This window comes from Psychrobacter glacincola (genome assembly GCF_965118485.1).
Classification (GTDB): Bacteria; Pseudomonadota; Gammaproteobacteria; order Pseudomonadales; family Moraxellaceae; genus Psychrobacter; species Psychrobacter glacincola_D.
Genome location: NZ_CBCPJH010000018.1, coordinates 55400 through 72944 on the forward strand (window position 1 = coordinate 55400; position 17545 = coordinate 72944).

14 protein-coding genes and 2 tRNA genes are annotated in these 17545 nt (G+C 41.8%); 9 read left to right on the forward strand and 7 right to left on the reverse strand.

Going from position 1 to position 17545, the window contains the following annotated elements:
• The first annotated feature begins 72 nt into the window (after nt 1-72).
• A complete protein-coding gene (gene ruvA, locus ACMHKH_RS08425) occupies nt 73-696 on the forward strand; it encodes a Holliday junction branch migration protein RuvA (protein WP_413520192.1) in 624 nt (207 codons plus the stop codon).
• A gap of 264 nt (nt 697-960) precedes the next feature.
• Nucleotides 961-1941 (forward strand): Holliday junction branch migration DNA helicase RuvB, encoded by a 981-nt coding sequence (gene ruvB, locus ACMHKH_RS08430; RefSeq protein ID WP_413520208.1) that lies wholly within the window; start codon nt 961-963, stop codon nt 1939-1941.
• A gap of 82 nt (nt 1942-2023) precedes the next feature.
• Here ruvB and ACMHKH_RS08435 read toward each other — a convergent pair whose 3' ends face one another.
• The 5 genes from ACMHKH_RS08435 to ACMHKH_RS08455 all read right to left on the reverse strand — a co-directional run bounded on the left by ACMHKH_RS08435 (nt 2024) and on the right by ACMHKH_RS08455 (nt 7959).
• The gene (locus ACMHKH_RS08435; protein ID WP_413520193.1) at nt 2024-3439 is read right to left on the reverse strand and encodes an FAD-binding oxidoreductase; all 1416 of its coding nucleotides are present in this window, start codon (nt 3437-3439) and stop codon (nt 2024-2026) included.
• A 120-nt stretch (nt 3440-3559) separates the two neighbouring features.
• Nucleotides 3560-5221, reverse strand: a complete 1662-nt coding sequence (locus tag ACMHKH_RS08440; RefSeq protein ID WP_413520194.1) for an ABC1 kinase family protein — start codon at nt 5219-5221, stop codon at nt 3560-3562.
• A gap of 56 nt (nt 5222-5277) precedes the next feature.
• Complete coding sequence (locus ACMHKH_RS08445) at nt 5278-5973, reverse strand: SCP2 domain-containing protein (RefSeq protein ID WP_413520195.1); 696 nt, start codon at nt 5971-5973, stop codon at nt 5278-5280.
• Between the two features lie 117 nt (nt 5974-6090).
• Entirely contained in the window at nt 6091-7170 is a 1080-nt protein-coding gene (gene ubiE / locus ACMHKH_RS08450) for a bifunctional demethylmenaquinone methyltransferase/2-methoxy-6-polyprenyl-1,4-benzoquinol methylase UbiE (protein WP_413520196.1), read from the reverse strand.
• Nucleotides 7171-7248: 78 nt separating this feature from the next.
• Nucleotides 7249-7959 carry an FFLEELY motif protein gene (locus ACMHKH_RS08455; RefSeq protein WP_413520197.1) on the reverse strand — a complete coding sequence of 237 codons (711 nt, stop codon included), beginning with the start codon at nt 7957-7959 and terminating at the stop codon, nt 7249-7251.
• A gap of 329 nt (nt 7960-8288) precedes the next feature.
• Between ACMHKH_RS08455 and ACMHKH_RS08460 the strand changes: the two genes are divergently transcribed.
• Complete coding sequence (locus tag ACMHKH_RS08460; protein WP_413520198.1) at nt 8289-9968, forward strand: ATPase; 1680 nt, start codon at nt 8289-8291, stop codon at nt 9966-9968.
• Between the two features lie 534 nt (nt 9969-10502).
• Complete coding sequence (locus ACMHKH_RS08465; protein WP_413520199.1) at nt 10503-12110, forward strand: inorganic phosphate transporter; 1608 nt, start codon at nt 10503-10505, stop codon at nt 12108-12110.
• 99 nt (nt 12111-12209) lie between these two features.
• On the opposite strand, the gene ACMHKH_RS08470 is transcribed toward ACMHKH_RS08465, so the two are convergent.
• On the reverse strand, nt 12210-13844 hold the full coding sequence (locus ACMHKH_RS08470) for an aminotransferase class I/II-fold pyridoxal phosphate-dependent enzyme (protein WP_413520200.1): 1635 nt from the start codon (nt 13842-13844) through the stop codon (nt 12210-12212).
• A gap of 511 nt (nt 13845-14355) precedes the next feature.
• Here ACMHKH_RS08470 and msrB point away from each other — a divergent pair.
• The 5 genes from msrB to ACMHKH_RS08495 all read left to right on the forward strand — a co-directional run bounded on the left by msrB (nt 14356) and on the right by ACMHKH_RS08495 (nt 17399).
• Complete coding sequence (gene msrB / locus ACMHKH_RS08475; protein WP_413520201.1) at nt 14356-14778, forward strand: peptide-methionine (R)-S-oxide reductase MsrB; 423 nt, start codon at nt 14356-14358, stop codon at nt 14776-14778.
• 153 nt (nt 14779-14931) lie between these two features.
• The gene (locus ACMHKH_RS08480; RefSeq protein WP_413520202.1) at nt 14932-15417 is read left to right on the forward strand and encodes a glutathione peroxidase; all 486 of its coding nucleotides are present in this window, start codon (nt 14932-14934) and stop codon (nt 15415-15417) included.
• Between the two features lie 223 nt (nt 15418-15640).
• A tRNA-Val gene (locus ACMHKH_RS08485) sits at nt 15641-15716 on the forward strand.
• A gap of 66 nt (nt 15717-15782) precedes the next feature.
• Nucleotides 15783-15859, forward strand: a tRNA-Asp gene (locus tag ACMHKH_RS08490).
• Nucleotides 15860-16625: 766 nt separating this feature from the next.
• Nucleotides 16626-17399: a DUF5020 family protein gene (locus ACMHKH_RS08495; protein ID WP_413520203.1), complete on the forward strand. Its 774-nt coding sequence runs from the start codon at nt 16626-16628 to the stop codon at nt 17397-17399.
• 73 nt (nt 17400-17472) lie between these two features.
• Here the strand turns inward: ACMHKH_RS08495 and ACMHKH_RS08500 are convergent.
• A partial coding sequence (locus ACMHKH_RS08500; RefSeq protein ID WP_413520209.1) for an IS3 family transposase occupies nt 17473-17545 on the reverse strand: 73 nt, incomplete at its 5' end.

Sequence of the window (17545 nt, forward strand, 5' to 3'; positions counted from 1 at the left end):
AAGATAGTGCTTTATGGTTAGGTAATGGCTTAGCTCATTTTCTATAATAGTCTGTATAAAAGGTCGTTGATTATGATTGGATTGATTAATGGACAGGTGCAGTATTTGATGGCACCGACCGCCTGTGTCATGACCACGTCAGGTGTTGGTTATGATATTGAGCTGCCATTGCCGTCATTTTGCCAGTTGCAACTGAACCAGCAAGCAAGTATTTGGACGCATTTTCACGTTCGTGAAGATGCGCAGCTGCTATTTGGTTTTATCGACCGTAAAGAGCGTGATGTCTTTCGCCAATTGATTAAAATCAATGGCGTTGGTGCTAAAATGGCATTAGCCATGCTGTCTGCTATGTCAGCCGCTGAGCTAAAAATGCATGTCGAGCAAGATTCTGAAACGGCATTAATGCGCATTCCTGGTATTGGTAAAAAAACGGCTCAGCGTTTATTAATTGAATTAAAAGACAAGCTGAAAAATATTGAAGTTGATGACAGTAATTTAGAGTTTATCACTCAATCTGCGCCAGTTTCTCATGAGGGCAGTATCATTGCTGAGGTGGAAGGTGCTTTAGTGAGCTTGGGCTATAAAGAGAAAGAAGCTCAGCAAGCGATTAAAGCGGCCAAAAGTAATGGCGATAATTTTGTAGATACGCAAAGCTTATTAAAGGCCACGTTGCAACAGTTTCAAGGTTTTAAATAACCTTGCTGTTATATGAATAATGATTATTAAAAAAAAGCGACATTAGGTGTCGCTTATTTTCGTTTTGGCGTGTCCTTTATGATGTTTTGCATGACTTATGCGCAGTGTTTGGTTATGCTATTTATATCAATCTCAAGAATATGATTAGCTGTGTCACACTCGCTTAGTCTACTCAATGTAGTACTTACACTTGCTTTCCTTGCTACTCAAATTTTTAGAAATGGTATTATTCCCTAATTTTTTAAATATAATGATAAAACTATGATGCAAGATCGTTTGATTAATCCGCTAGAAGGGGCAGCTGATGCGCCTGATGCCAATATTCGACCAGCATTATTGGCGGAGTATATTGGTCAGCCAGTGGTACGTGAACAGATGGAAGTGTTTATTAGCGCTGCTAGAGGTCGTAATGAGCCGTTGGATCACACGCTTATTTTTGGTCCACCGGGCTTGGGGAAGACAACCCTTGCCAATATCATTGCTCGTGAAATGGGTGGAAATTTGCGTTCAACCTCGGGGCCTGTGCTTGAGCGTCCAGGTGATTTGGCAGCGATGCTGACCAATTTAGAAGAAGGTGATGTGTTATTTATCGATGAAATTCATCGCTTGAGTTCCGTTATTGAAGAGATACTTTATCCAGCAATGGAAGATTTCCAACTTGATATTATGATTGGGGAAGGACCAGCGGCACGTTCTATCAAGCTTGATTTACCACCATTTACCTTGGTTGCTGCAACCACGCGGGCAGGGTTATTGACGTCGCCACTGCGTGATCGTTTTGGTATTGTCCAGCGGCTCGAGTTTTATAATATTGCTGATTTGACCACGATTGTTAGCCGCGCCGCGCGGTTGATGCGTGTGCCGATGAGTGAGGACGGCGCCGTTGAGATTGCTCGCCGTGCTCGTGGTACGCCAAGGATTGCCAACCGTTTATTACGTCGTGTCCGTGATTACGCCCAAGTCAGAGGCGATGGTAGTATCAATGGTGCAATTGCTGGTAGTGCGCTTGATATGCTGGCAGTTGATAGACGCGGGCTGGATCATCTAGACAGACGTTATATTGAGATTTTGCAAGAGCGTTTTGATGGAGGTCCTGCTGGAGTTGAAGCGGTAGCAGCAGCAATGGCGGAGGATCGTGGTACGCTTGAAGATGTGATAGAGCCTTATCTTATCCAACAAGGTTATGTACTACGTACGGCACGTGGTCGTGTGTTGACCCAAATGGCGATTGATCAGATGCTATAAAGTTAGCCTAAAAAATGCGTCTACGTTTAATATTCTAATTAAATGTAGACGCATTTTTTTGCTTTATTTTTTATAGTCTCTATTAAATAGTGGGTAAAGTCTCAGGCCATATCTTACCTGGATTTAAAATATTTTTAGGATCGAGTGCTGACTTTATTGCTTGCATCAACGCTAAGGCATTACCGTGCTCTTGCTGCATATATTTTTGCTTGCCTTGCCCAATACCATGCTCACCAGTACACGTACCATCCATTTCAATGGCGCGTGTTGCTAATCGGCTGATAATGCCGTCAGCGGTGGCGATTTCTTCAGGATTTTCAGTATCGACCAATAACAAAACATGAAAGTTGCCATCACCCACGTGACCGACGATAGGTCCAATCATACCTGACGCTTCGATATCTTTTGCCGTTGCGCTAACGCATTCTGCTAAGCGTGAAATGGGTACACAGGCATCCGTTGATAACGCACTCGCTTCAGGTCGTAGGGCAGAGCTGGCGTGATAAGCATTATGCCGTGCTTGCCAAAGACGCTTGCGCTCGGCTTCATTGGTATCCCAAGCAAAATCGGTACCGCCGAATTCCTCGATGATGTCGGTAAACATTTGCGCCTGCTCAGCGACGCTGGCCTCTGTGCCATGGAACTCTACAAATAATGTTGGCGTTTCAGTCAAATCAAGATTAGCATATTGGTTACAAGCTTTAATTTGCATGGCATCGAGTAATTCAATACGCGCGATAGGCAAGCACATTTGGATAGTGAGCATGACTGCCTGACAAGCATCTTCGATAGTCGGAAAGTGGCAAATACCGCTACCAATACACTCGCTAATACCGAACAATTTAAGCGTCACTTCTGTGACTATACCAAGTGTGCCTTCTGAGCCAATCATTAACCGCGTTAAGTCATAACCCGCGGCAGATTTCTTGGCACGTGTACCCGTTCGGACAATCTCTCCGTTCGCAGTCACTACTTCAAGGGCGAGCACCACATCTTTCATAGTGCCATAACGTACGGCATTGGTGCCTGAGGCGCGGGTAGCGACCATACCACCGATACTGGCATTAGCACCCGGATCTATCGGAAAGAACAGCCCTGTATCACGTAGATAGTGATTGAGCTGCTCATGTGTGACTCCAGGTTGTACCGTTACCGTCAAATCCTCATTATGAACTTGCAAAATCGCATCCATAGTATGCATATCGATACATAGTCCACCATAAGGTGCGTTCAATTGCCCTTCTAAAGACGAGCCTATACCAAAGGCAATCACTGGCATTTGGTACTCATTGCAAATTTTAACGGCAGCAGCGACCTCATATTTATCATTCACTGTCAATACACCGTCTGGCGGCTGATTAGCAAGCCATGTCATGGTATGACCATGCTGCTCGCATATCGTTGCATTGGTACTAAGCTGTTTTCCAAAACGGCTTTGCAAAGCAGTAATAGCCGCGCTGTGGTTTCGTTTAGTAGTTATTAGAGTAGAGGCAGACATAGGTGATTCCTATATAGAAGACATTTTTTACTGAGTTGACGATAAATAAAATAGGCGCAAGCCAAACGATCGTGCCTATTTTTTTGATAAATATGTATTATCGTCAAAGCTATTAACGGGTTAAGCTAAGATCCGCCAAATAACCACTAAAATTGCCAAAATATAAAAGATAGGTGACAGCCAACCAATAACTTGTGTCGCAATCGCAATGAAAATAGCAAAACCTGCTAGCGCTAACCAATCTCGGCGCCGGTCGTTTAGCATATCGGCACGAATTTGTTGAATCTCACGCAATTGACTGTCTTGGCGTGACCCTTGTGAGGCGAGACTTTGCAATCCTTGGTCTAGCAGTTTAGGGATATCGGTCGTTGATAATAAAATCTCTGGCAACTGCTGGCGTAGCTGTTGTAAATTACGCATCGGATCTAACTGCTCTTTAATCCAGCTGCTTAGAATTGGCTTAGCAAGGGACCAGATATCAAGATTAGGATACAAGTCGCGACCAAGTCCTTCAACATGTACCAAGGTTTTGAGCAATAGCATTAACTGCGGTGGAATGCTCATATGATGGCGACGGGCGATATCTAATATTTGCATCAAAACACCGGCGAAATCGATATCGTTAATTGATTTTTGTAGCATCGGACCGACCGTGCGCTTCATATCACGCATCAAGGCATGCTTATCCGCACTTGGTGGTATCCAGCCAGCTCGGCTGACAATATCAACCATCGCGGTAAAGTTATTATTCATTACGGACAATAACATCCGTGCGACGATAAGCTGATCGTCTTTTGATAAGGTGCCCATGATGGCGCAATCGAGCCCGATATAACGTGGCTCGTGTCCCAAGTCAACTTCTGCCATATTGGCAGTCAGGGTATTGACGGGTGGCGTTTCTACAAAGACGTTACCGGGGTGCATATCAGCATGGAAGAAATTATCACGGAATACTTGGGTAAAAAATATCGTTAAACCTTTTTCTGCCAGTGCTGCACGGTTATAACCTAACTGATCAAATACTTCAATTTGTGAGATGGGAACGCCTTGGATACGCTCCATCACCATGACGTTTTTGGCGGAATCATAGACTTCTGGTACATACATCAATGCCGAGCCCAAAAAGTTATTGCGCATCTGCGTTGTGTTGTCTGCCTCTAGGGTTAAATCTAACTCGTTAAGCATGACCTGCCGATAGTCTTCGACAATATCAATGATATGTATCGCCCGAGCCGCTTCGATACGCGCCGATGCCCAACTAGCAAGCTCACGTAGCAATTCAAAATCCGCTACGATGGTCGTACGAATATCAGGACGAACCACCTTTACCACCACTTCACGCCCATCATGCAGGGCAGCAGTATGGACTTGGGCGATAGAAGCAGCTGCTAAAGGCTTCATATCAAAACGTGCAAACAAAGAGCCAATAGATTGACCAAGACCATGCTTGGGATCTTGGATTTGGGCAATCGCAACATCAGAATCAAAAGATTTCACTTTATCTTGTAGCTGTACCAATTGCTCGATAATTTCAGGCGGTACGAGGTCACGACGGGTCGACAGTAGTTGTCCAAGCTTTAAAAACAGCGTACCCATATTTTCAAGCGCGTATTTAATCGCATTAGGCTGATGCTTTTTGCCCCACGCTGCTGGATGCATACGGATTAAGCGCACCAAGGGTTGTAGTTGCGGTGCTTTTTCGACAGAAAAATGGGTGTCAATGCGATAAGTTGCGGCGATACGCCAAAGCTCAAGTAAACGGGCGCGATGAGATAGTAGCATGAGATATAAGTACTCTAGATAAAGTCAAAATAAGGTAGGCGTTGTAAATAAAGCTACTATCTACTATTGGTCAAACGCGCTTGCTCATCTTTGATGGCGGCGAGTCTAGCTTCTTCACGTTCGACATCGGCGCGCAGTTTCAGTAATTGCTGCTTAAGCTCATTTACCTCAGCTGCTTCCATAGGGTCGGGCGCACTATTACCTGCTACATCATTTGCCCAATCGCTAACATCATTAAAGGCGCGTTTGGCGCTATGACGCCAGCTACCTTTAAGCTGCGATATCAATAAATGCAACTGGCTCGCCATCGGCTTACCAATGAATGGCTCAAGTTGTCCAGCCACATCAGGATCAAAGCCTGCGACCAATTGCTTTAATTGCATTAGCACCTTGTAATCGCCTTCAATAGGCAGGTTACCTTCAGTGCCGCGCATCAGATTGAGTAATTGAGCGGGATTATCAACAGTAATAATGCAATCTGGTTTGCTATGACCAAGGCGCGCGCGTTCCATACTGGCTTTTTGGCGCTCATTTATCGTGCCACTTTGCTCAAATACACTCTCGGTCGTTACCGGCTCAAAACGTAAGCGCTCATCGGTAAATAGTACATCCAAGTTGACCTCAGGCGTGCCCATATTAAGGCGCAATACTTTGCCAGCAAGTGGCGCAAGCCCCGCTTTGGTGATTTCGTCACTGGCAATAGCCATATTAATCAGTTTTTCGGCACCGGCCAAAAGTAGAACAGTCAGCATAAGGCTCTCGCATAATTAGTTGAGCGCCTTAAAAGAGCGCATTATTTATAAAGGTCAGTTGACACCACCTTAAGTGATGGCATTTTTGCCGCTATGTTTTAAATTTAATTCATAATTTTAGGCTTTAAAGCCGCGATGTACCGCGACGATACCAGCCGTTAGATTATGATAATCACAATTTTCAAAACCTGCTTGCTCCATCATCTGCTTTAACGTCTGCTGATCAGGATGCATACGAATCGATTCAGCTAAGTATTTATAGCTTTCTGAATCGTTAGCAACCAGCTTACCCATCATTGGTAGCGCTGTGAATGAATATAAATCATAAGCTTTCGATAATGGTTCAAAGACAGGTTTTGAGAATTCTAATATTAATAAGCGACCACCTGGCTTCAGCACACGGTACATAGATTTTAAAGCGGCATCTTTATCCGTGACATTACGTAGACCAAAGCTAATGGTCAGCAAATCAAAGCTATTATCATCAAATGGCGCTAATGTTTCAGCATTGGCAAGGACAAATTCAACGTTGTTACAGCCAGCATTAATTAAGCGCTCACGGCCAACTTCTAGCATTGCCGCATTGATATCAGATAACACGACTTTACCGTTGCGACCGACTTCACGGCTAAAGACTTTTGCCAAATCACCGGTACCGCCGGCGATATCTAATACATGTTGACCAGCACGTACGCCAGATAGACTAATCGCATAACGCTTCCACAAGCGATGAATACCAAATGACATCAAATCATTCATGATGTCGTATTTTTTGGCAACAGAGGTAAATACATCAGCCACACGCGCTTGTTTTTCTGCTTTATTAACAGTCTTATAGCCAAAATGGGTTTCTTCATGACCATCCGTATCAGGCGTATGTGGATTATTAATATCATCACGTTGGTTAAAAAGCGTCTGCTTGGTAGTTTGGGTGCTCGTTTGTGCAGCGCTATTTACGCGACTGTTTTGAGTTTGATTTTCAGCATTAGCATTTGGCATAGTGGTTTGTTGCCCTTGTGGCGTTCCTATGGGTAAATCTTCAACGTGCGTAAAGTCATTGTTATTAATACTAGCAGCAGTGTTTTGACGTGCTTTCACTTGAGCGGTGATACTTTGATTATTGGTGATACTGTCTTGAACCAATTTATCTTGTATATGGCCGTTAGTCGTCGTTGTATTATTTATATGGTCAGTCATCGCGGTATCCTATGATTTATTTTTATGCTTGTTTTTAGTCAGATAAAGTACTGATAGTTGTTGAGACAATGACTCTTATCATACACCAAACGCAGCAGGCTTACCGCCCTTATCCGTGGCATGGACTTCATCAATAACTTCAAGCTCGCGCTCGCAAAACGGTTCGATAAAGCTGCTAACGCTCTTTAGTGGCTTCATGGCTTTAAAGCCTGAATCGATAAAGTCATACAGCGGTTGAAAGTTATAGCGATAGGCGGTGCCTTTAGCCATCGCAAAGGCTTTTTTGAGCATAAAAGAATTTAGGTCTTTGTCAGTACGATAGCACACCTCTTTTAGGTTATTAATCTGTACGCGGCGCTCATCGGCTTCATTGATAGTACGGTAAGCGAGCAGCATTTTTTCTTCATTGACCGCTAAATCTTGTTCCAATAACCACTGCGCCAAATGTAAGTCTAGCTCAATCGCCAAAATAGAAGCTTGAATGCCCATGCTACCGGCTTCTAAAGAAGACTCCTTGGCAAGACGCTCTAGTTTTTTGGCTTTAGGAAGAATACGCCCTAGTTGCTCTGCCAATACTTTAAATTCATCACCACCATACAGCTGCGTTAAAAAATAATCTGCCATTAGCTGGTTTTTTGGTTGCTCAAACAGCGCGCTATGCGTGCGCTTAATACGGGCTTGTTGCCAAGACTGTACTTCGTTAAGTTTTTTGTTTAATGCCACGTCTTCATGATGTGGCAGCGCCCAAAAGCGGTCTAAGTCCTGTTGTAAATTGGCTAAAGCAGACATGCAGGTCATCCTATAAAATAAAAAAGATATCAATAAATAATAAAAAAGGGTAATAAACGGCAAAATGGATAATAAAGGCGCTAAGCGGCGTTAAATTGTATGCTTACAGGCAGCTATTAAACCACGCTCAAAAGATTTTGTTCACCTTAAAAGAAAATAAAGCAGAATACAAATGCCAAACTGTTACATAGCTAGTTACACAGCCACGTTATTCACTAAATGCGCTCAGTGTTATGATAAAAGAGTTGAGCTATTTTAACCCATTAACTTAAAGTCATTAAGCCGTTATTTTAAATCGATGATTCAATCACATCATAGCGAGCATAGATATGAGCAAAAAAAATAATAAAGCAAATGTCGAAGCAGCAAAAGATAGTACTTCGCCATTTGATGAGCAAGTCGTCGAGCATTACTTAACGCCCAATCCTTTGAGTAAATTTTCAATGGATACAGACACGCTGCGGTTGGCATTGGTCACCGCTCAGTTTGCTCTACGAGCGACACGCCAGCCAGCAGAACCAACTACTGATAAAGCCATTGGGCTATTGGTATTAGTCAATGGTATGGAGCAAGCAGGTAAGGGTACTGCGGTAACCCAATTGCGTCAGTGGGTCGATCCGCGCTTACTTAAAGTCGAGGCGATTATTGGCGATTGTCCACTGGCACATCAACCGATTTGGCAAGCGCATACCAAAGCCATACCGCGCCACGGTGATGTGATGGTATATTTTGGTAATTGGTATGCAGATTTGCTTTATAACGTGATGCGCATGGCAACTGAAACTGCAGACAATAGAAAATCAGCGAAAAATATCTATAATAGAAATGATAAAGCATTACCCATTGGGCGGTGGCAAGACTATTTGCGCGAGCAGCTTATTAAATTACAAGCTTTTGAGCAAGACCTTGCGGCAAATCAAACTAAGCTACTAAAGTGCTGGTTTCATGTCGATATAGAAATTTTGGAGAAAAGATTGACTGACGACGAGCCAGATCCACAATTTTTATATCAAATGGATTGGCATGATGCAGCGATAGTAACTAAGTTTAATGAGGTTGCAGCCGAATTATTACGCCAGCAAGGTGATTGGATTATTATCGATGGTGCGGATAAATCACAAGCTGCCATACATTTTTGTCATGAAGTCTTACATGCAATACAAAAGGCGTTGGTCAGTAGCACCGTAGAACACGGTAAAGAAGTTATAGATGTGAAAGACGAAGCAATAAGCCACTATAAGAACTTAAAGAATGAAGTAGCAGATTTTGAAGCAGTTGAAATACCTAAATTACTGACCGATATCGATGATTCAGATATCAATAAATCTGACTATAATAAAGCTTTGGCTAAGAAGCAGGCACAATTGGCAGAATTGCTACGTGCGCGTCAAGGTCGTCACGTGGTATTTGCGTTTGAAGGTATGGATGCCGCTGGTAAGGGCGGTGCTATCAAGCGCTTGGTAGCACCACTTGATCCACGCGAATATCAAATTTATAACATTGGTGCGCCGATGTTATATGAGCTACAGCATCCTTATTTATGGCGTTTTTGGACCAAGTTGCCAAATGAGCAAACAGACCGTATCAGCCGTATCGCTATCTTTGATCGTACATGGTACGGACGGGTATTGGTTGAACGTATCGAGGGTTTTGCCACAGATAATGAATGGCAGCGTGCTTACGATGAAATCAATCGCTTTGAGGCAGATTTGGTAGCCGCAGGAACGATCGTTATCAAATACTGGTTGGCTATCGATAAAAAAGAGCAGCTCAAGCGTTTTGAAGCGCGTGAAGAAACAGCGCATAAGCAGTTTAAATTGACGGATGATGATTGGCGTAATCGTGATAAATGGTCGGATTACGTACAATCAGCGGCAGATATGCTGGCGCGTACCGATACAAAAAGTGCCCCTTGGTGTATCATCGCCACCAATAATAAGCGGCAGGCGCGTTTAGACGTTTTAGACCATGCTATCGAGCAGCTATCAGCATTCGTGACTGCAGATTAATGGTTTAATTATTAAAGTATTTATAAATTTGATATGTTGATAGCATTTATGTTCTAGCCGTTTTAATATAACTCAATGGTGGTTATAGTCCATTTAATATAAGCGCCTAGCTATTTATAACTGTTTGTTTTTTAGATGCGATAAATGAGCGCTATAACATTTAATAGGACTAAAAACACCTTGGCATCATTTTACTAAATGAGCCTATTTTGTAAGCGTATATCTACAGTTACAAATCTTGTAATATCAACATGCATTATGTCTTTATATTTAATATAATAGGCGCGTAATCAGCTCAGCTATTTAACATAGCTTGGCATCATAACAGTTTCTGTTTTATCTCTTATTATCAATATTAGCGTCATGATAATCAAACTCGTAACAGTGACGTTACTATCGCAAATATATAAGCCGCAAGATGCTCTAATCGGATGATTTGGCACTATCACTTGCGGCTTTATAGTATTTTGATTCATGGGTTTTACTATCATCACTCGTATTATTTAAATCAGCTTACGCAGGACGTATCAACGTATGGGTATTAGCAGCAGCTCTACAGGACCCACTAAAGCAGTCGGTTCTATGAGAATCAATCTATTTTTTGGCATTTTACTGATTGCGATGACCGCTTATTTTTTGTGGTGGGGTCTAGATTATACGATGCATCAACAGACGACGCTATTTATTGTAGCGACGGCTTTTGGTGTTTTTATGGCCTTCAATATCGGTGGTAACGATGTTGCCAACTCCTTTGGTACCTCAGTAGGTGCAGGAACGTTAACGATTCCTCAAGCATTGGGTATAGCAGCGATATTTGAAGTATCGGGCGCTGTACTGGCAGGCGGTGAGGTTACCGACACCATTCGAAGCGGCATTGTCGATTTAGATGGTCTGTCCGTTTCGCCAAACCAGTTTATTTATGTCATGCTTTCAGCGCTCATTGCTGCCGCATTTTGGTTATTATTTGCCACTAAGAAAGGTTTGCCGGTTTCAACCACTCATGCAATTATTGGTGGTGTAGTAGGTAGCTCTATCGTATTGGGTATCACCTTAGGTGGTACCGAAATGGCGCTATCAACCGTGAATTGGAGTACGATTGGAACTATCGCTATTTCTTGGGTCATATCACCACTATTAGGCGGCGTATTTTCTTACCTATTATATGGACAGATTAAGAAAAATATCATTGAGTATAATGATAAAACAGAGGCGCATATTGCGACTCTAAAAGACAATAAAAAGACGCTAAAGCAAAATCATAAAGAGTACTTGGACAGTCTGACAGAGTCAGAGCAACTGGCTTACACTTCAGCGATGTTGCGTGATCAAGAAATCTATAAAGATGATGATTGCGTTGTTGAAGATTTAGAAACGGATTATTACAAAGAGCTTTATGAGATTGAGAACGAACGCAGCAATCTTGACACTCTAAAAGCACTTAAGCAGTGGGTACCTATTATTGCGGCGGCAGGCGGTGCAGTGATGACTTCTTTAGTCGTCTTTAAAGGTCTACAAAACGTCAATAATGGTATGACGCCCTTGCAAGGCTTTTTAATCATGGGCATGATCGCCGCGCTCGTGTGGCTGGCAACCTTTATTTATACCAAAAGTATTCGTGGTAAGCATAAAGAGGATTTGACCAAAGCTACCTTTATTATGTTTAGCTGGATGCAAGTATTTACCGCGTCAGCCTTCGCCTTTAGTCATGGCTCCAACGATATCGCCAACGCTGTTGGTCCGTTTGCAGCAATTATGGATGTTATCCGTACCAATAGCATTGCAACAGAAGCGGCAGTACCACCTGCTGTCATGCTGACTTTTGGTGTCGCACTAATCGTTGGTCTTTGGTTCATCGGTAAAGAAGTTATTCAGACTGTCGGTACCAATTTGGCAAAAATGCATCCTGCTTCTGGCTTCTCAGCTGAATTGGCTGCCGCTGCTGTGGTTATGGGTGCATCGACGATGGGTCTACCGGTATCGAGCACGCATACGTTAGTTGGGGCTGTACTTGGTATTGGCATCGTCAATAGAGACACCAACTGGGCGCTGATGAAGCCGATCGCCTTAGCATGGGTTATTACACTTCCTGCAGCAGCAGCCATGTCTGCAATTAGCTATATCGTGTTGGTCAATATTTTCTAGAATTAAAGCTTATAATAATTTAATTTTTGGTGGCAAAAATAAAAAAGCTTATCGATATAATGTCGATAAGCTTTTTTTATAACTGATTAGAGCGTCGGACTAATCGGTACCAAACTGCTTACGCTTTTTCGCAAAGAAGCGATCTAGTCTATCCATCGCGTCTTCTAGATCGAGAAGATTGGGTAAAAATACGAGACGGAAATGATCAGGTTTGTCCCAGTTAAATCCGGTTCCTTGTACCATCAAGACATTTTCTTCCAATAATAAATCCATCATAAACTGCATGTCATCTTCGATAGGGTAAATCTCAGGATCCATCTTTGGAAAGCAGTAAAATGCGCCTTGTGGCATGGTGCAAGAGATACCTTTAATCGCATTCAGTCGCGTCACTGCCAACTCACGCTGCTTGTATAAGCGACCTTTTGTTGAGGTCAAGTCCTTCATACTTTGATAGCCGCCCATGGCTGTCTGAATCGCATACTGACCTTGTACGTTAGAGCACAGACGCATAGAGGCTAGCATATCCAAGCCTTCGATGAAGTCGGTAGCGTCTTGTTTACGACCTGAGACCATCATCCAACCTGCACGGAATCCCGCAATACGGTGGGACTTTGATAGACCATTGTAGGAGAGCACCAGCACATCATCGGTCAAGGTGCTCATCGGTGTATGTTGCATATCATCATAAAGGATACGGTCATAAATCTCATCTGCCATGATAATCAAGTCATGCTCTTTGGCGACTTGAATGATTTGTAGCAGTAATTCATCGCTATATAGCGCACCCGTTGGGTTATTAGGGTTAATAACCACGATGCCTTTGGTTTTGCTGGTGATTTTAGATTTAATGTCTTCAATATCAGGATGCCAGTTGTCTTCTTCATTACAGCGATAATGCACCGCTGTACCGCCTGCTAGATTGGCAGCTGCTGTCCAAAGTGGGTAATCTGGCATAGGAACCAGTACTTCATCACCATCATTCATCAAGGCTTGCATGGTCATGACAATCAGCTCAGAGACGCCATTACCTAGATAGACATCACGGACATCGACTGCCGATAGTAGACCTTTTGACTGGTAGTATTGTAAGACAGCTTTACGGGCAGAAAAAATCCCTTGCGAATCTGAGTAACCAGTAGCTTCAGATAGATTCATCGCCACATCGCGCAAAATCTCATGCGGGGCTTCTAAACCAAAAGGAGCAGGGTTGCCAATATTCAGCTTCAAGATACGTTTGCCTTCGGCTTCCATTTTATTAGCAGTTTGTAGCAGAGGACCACGAATGTCATAGCAAACGTTTTGTAACTTATCAGATTTTTTAATTTTGCTCATAGAGGGACCACTCATTAGGTTGTTTGGTGAAATAATGCGGGGAGTAGAGGAATGTGCTTGTTGGATTTGAGTGTCGCTATGAGTGGATTCACCGGAAGCGACTTTTTCATCGGTACTATCGGCTGATAAATCGTTTGAATGGATATCTTGATTGCTGTCACTCTCAAGCTCACCGCGCAATAAATAACCTTCACTACAGCCTAAAATGCGTGCGAGAGTAGGTAGCTTAGATGAGACAATGCCATTGGTTCCACGCTCCCAATTAGAGATGGCACCGCGACTGACTTTAGCGCCAGCAGCGGTCATTGCCTGTGCCAATTGCTCTGCTGTCATTCCTTTGTCACGGCGTAGCTGTACCAGTCGTTCAGCTTGTGTATCCTTACTTTTATTATCAGCTATCATCATGCAATCCCTTTTTTATTCAATAACTTTGTTATAACCAACTACGAAAGATGATATAAAAACATTGGTTTTAATCAAGTTCTAATGCAAGATATTATTGCATGCATAATGATAATGCAAGTAGAAAAGCAAGTTATTTTAACGCTATAAATAAATGCAAGATATTCTTGCAAAGAAGATGAAATGAGTTCTTTAGCGTTTTTGTGGTCACAAAAATATCTTTAATAAAATGATGAAGCCATGATGTTTAAGTTGGTCATATACACATTGAATACCGTTATCTCTATTACTTCTGCCCTTAGTAATGCCCCAAAATCATTGTTCATATTTTGCTTATTTATGTTTTGTACAGGTTTCAAGCTATCACTTAGTTTTGTTAGGTTTATTGTAAGGGTTGCCTTGAATAATAAGACGTTAACCAAAATATAAAGCCCATCGTTTTTATAAAAAATAACGATAAAGCTATTAATAATAGTAGATAAGATCATAATTAATTTAATAAGGATGCATCATGCAAGATAACCAACTTAGCAAAGAAGAAATCAGCCAACTTACCGAGGCTGACTGGAAAGAGCGCCTAAGTGCTGAGGAGTATCATGTGCTGCGCGAGAAGGCCACAGAACGCCCATTTACCGGCGTTTATAACGATATGAGCGACAAGGGCATCTATCGCTGTAAGGGCTGCGGTGCGAGCTTATTTGAATCAGACAATAAGTTTGATGCAGGTTGCGGCTGGCCGAGTTTCGATCAAGGCATCGAAAATAGCGCTATTGATGAGCATGTAGATGACTCATTGGGTATGCGCCGTACCGAAGTCACTTGCAGCAATTGCGGCGCGCATTTGGGCCATGTGTTCCCTGACGGTCCACGTGAGACCACTGGTATGCGCTATTGCATCAATTCGTTGTCTATTGATTTGGATAAATCTGAGTAATAAGTCGAAGATAGCAAACCAGTTGTTAAGACAAGATCTGTAAATAGTAGGGTTGAGTGTATAATTTTTCCCTACTCATTATTAATAGCATTAACTCTATTAAAAACGCCTTAACTAAAACATATAGATAATAAATCAATTTAAGGATACGTCATGACTACAATTTACGATTTTACGGCAGAGCATATGGACGGCAGCCCGCAAGCATTTTCTGATTATAAAGGTAAAGTATTACTAATCGTCAATACCGCCAGCAAATGTGGATTTACGCCGCAGTTTGAGGGATTGGAGGCACTGTATCAGCAATATAAAGCGCAAGGGCTCGTCGTTATTGGTTTTCCTTGCAATCAGTTTGGTAGCCAAGATCCCGGTAGTAATGATGAGATAGGGGCGTTTTGTCAAAAAAATTACGGCGTTAGCTTTCCGATGATGGCAAAGATTGATGTTAACGGTAAAGATGCTCATCCAATTTTTGAATGGTTAAAAAATCAAAAAGGTGGGTTATTGACAGATGGTATTAAATGGAATTTCACCAAATTTTTAATCGATAGCCATGGACAAGTCATTGACCGTTATGCGCCAACGACCAAACCTGAAGCGATTAAAACGGATATTGAACAAGCTCTAGCGGGCAAGTAAATTTTAAATCAGAAAATTATTGGTTTTTTATGAAAATATAAAGCCAATAAAAACAGCTACTTGTTAGAATAATGAATAAAATATCAAAAAATAATCAAGAAAGCAGTAAATACTGTTTGACAGCCATGAGTAAATCTATATAATACACACCCACAGCAGCAGAGCTTAGTGACAAACTTAGAGCTCAGTTGATGTTGAATAAATTGCCTAGCAATTGTTCGAAGGGTGATTAGCTCAGTTGGTAGAGCGTCTGCCTTACACGCAGAATGTCGGCGGTTCGAATCCGTCATCACCCACCACTATTTAGTATAGCGTTACTTATTAAGTAATAAGCTAAGTGGTTAAATAAACTAAGTACGACCTAAGCAGCGGTAGTTCAGTTGGTTAGAATACCGGCCTGTCACGCCGGGGGTCGCGGGTTCGAGTCCCGTCCGCTGCGCCATATTTAAAACTTACTTTTAATACAAAAGTTTCAACCTCAAGTATTTATACTTGAGGTTTTTTTGTGTCTGCATTTTTATTATGAATTTTTGTTTGTAGGAACCACCTATTTTCCATATTTATTACCGACCAGTACGCTGTTTTCTCTTACCGCATTAGAAAGTGGTTTACGTTCAAGCAGTAGAGCTATTTAAAAATAGGTAACCAACGGCTCATTGACCAAACGCTGACCATTTTGTGACTGCTTTTTGACAAAGATTGACGAAAGTTGGTGGCAGTAATCGATTACTTAAATTCATGGTAAGTATAAATTTTTATTGTCAATGTATCTCCGATGACTGCGCGGTCAATTTATATTTCTAAATATTATTACGTTTTTACAAAATAGCTGTCTTTTTACAAAATTAATATTCTTGACCATTTGGTCAGTTATTTTAATGAAATCATAAACTTAGCTGATATCAAGCACTTAGAGTGCTTTTTATTCGCCTATCGAGCGGAAAATTGCAGTTGTCAGTCCTCATAAAACATGCTTAACTGTTTCAGTATGTTAATAATTGCTGCAGAAATAGTGATTTTTAAAAAGATCGCCGAGAATATTTCTGCACCTTTATTAACATTTTTTATAATGTTTAATTTTACTAAAGGCTAATAGCCTTTTCTCTCTAGCAGTGCGGGTGCGTTTTGACAGGAAGTTAAACCCCGTTGATAGCCCTTGATAGTTAAGCCTGCTAGGCGCCAACGACCGTAAATAAAGGAATACTACTGTGCGTGATCATTCATCTTTAAGCCTCAAATTGATTAAAAAGCCATTAACTTGCGCGATTGTTGCGATTGCCGCTTTGGGCGCCATGAGCAGCAGCCAAGCAAAAATGCTGTTTGGTGGTACCAGTATTTCAGCACTCTATGGTACTGACTATGAGCTAGTACCAGACGAAACCTTGACTACTATGACTTTGGAGCATGCCTCTACACATACTTGGGGTGGCGTGTTTTTCTTCGTCGATCGCCATCAAGGTAAAGAAAACGCTGCAGGTAAAGAATTTAAAGAAACCTATGGTGAACTTGCGCCAAAGCTTAAGCTTGCAACCTTTGATAATAGTTTTATTAAACAAGTTAACTTAGCGGGTCAGTATGAATTTGGCTCGAACAGTAGTGGTTTTAGTCAAGACAACTATCTAGTTGGTTTAGGTGTAGATATGAATGTACCAATTCCAGGTATGAAATATGCCTCTGCATCGCTATATCATGCTTTTAATGATAAAGACAACGCCGATGATCAACAAATTACCGTCACTTATGGTTGGGAAAAGAACAACTTTGTAGTTGATGGCTATATTGACTATGCATTTAATAGTGAAGATGATTCTGTTAAAGACAATATCCATATCAATCCACAAATAAAATACAACTTACAAGAAGTATTAGGTATTGATAACCGCTTAGAAGTCGGTATGGAATACAGCTATTGGAAAAATAAATATGGTGTTGATGGCGTAGACCAAAATGCCGCGAGTGCCTTAGTTAAGTACCATTTCTAAACTGTTATTGAATTTAAATCTCTAAATAAAAAAACCTCATTTATGAACTGACCCCCGAAACTTGGACGGTTAATTAAAGATAGGACTGGGTTCTGTATTGCACAGGGCTCAGTCCTTTTAGTTTAAGCTGAATTCTTTCATAATTG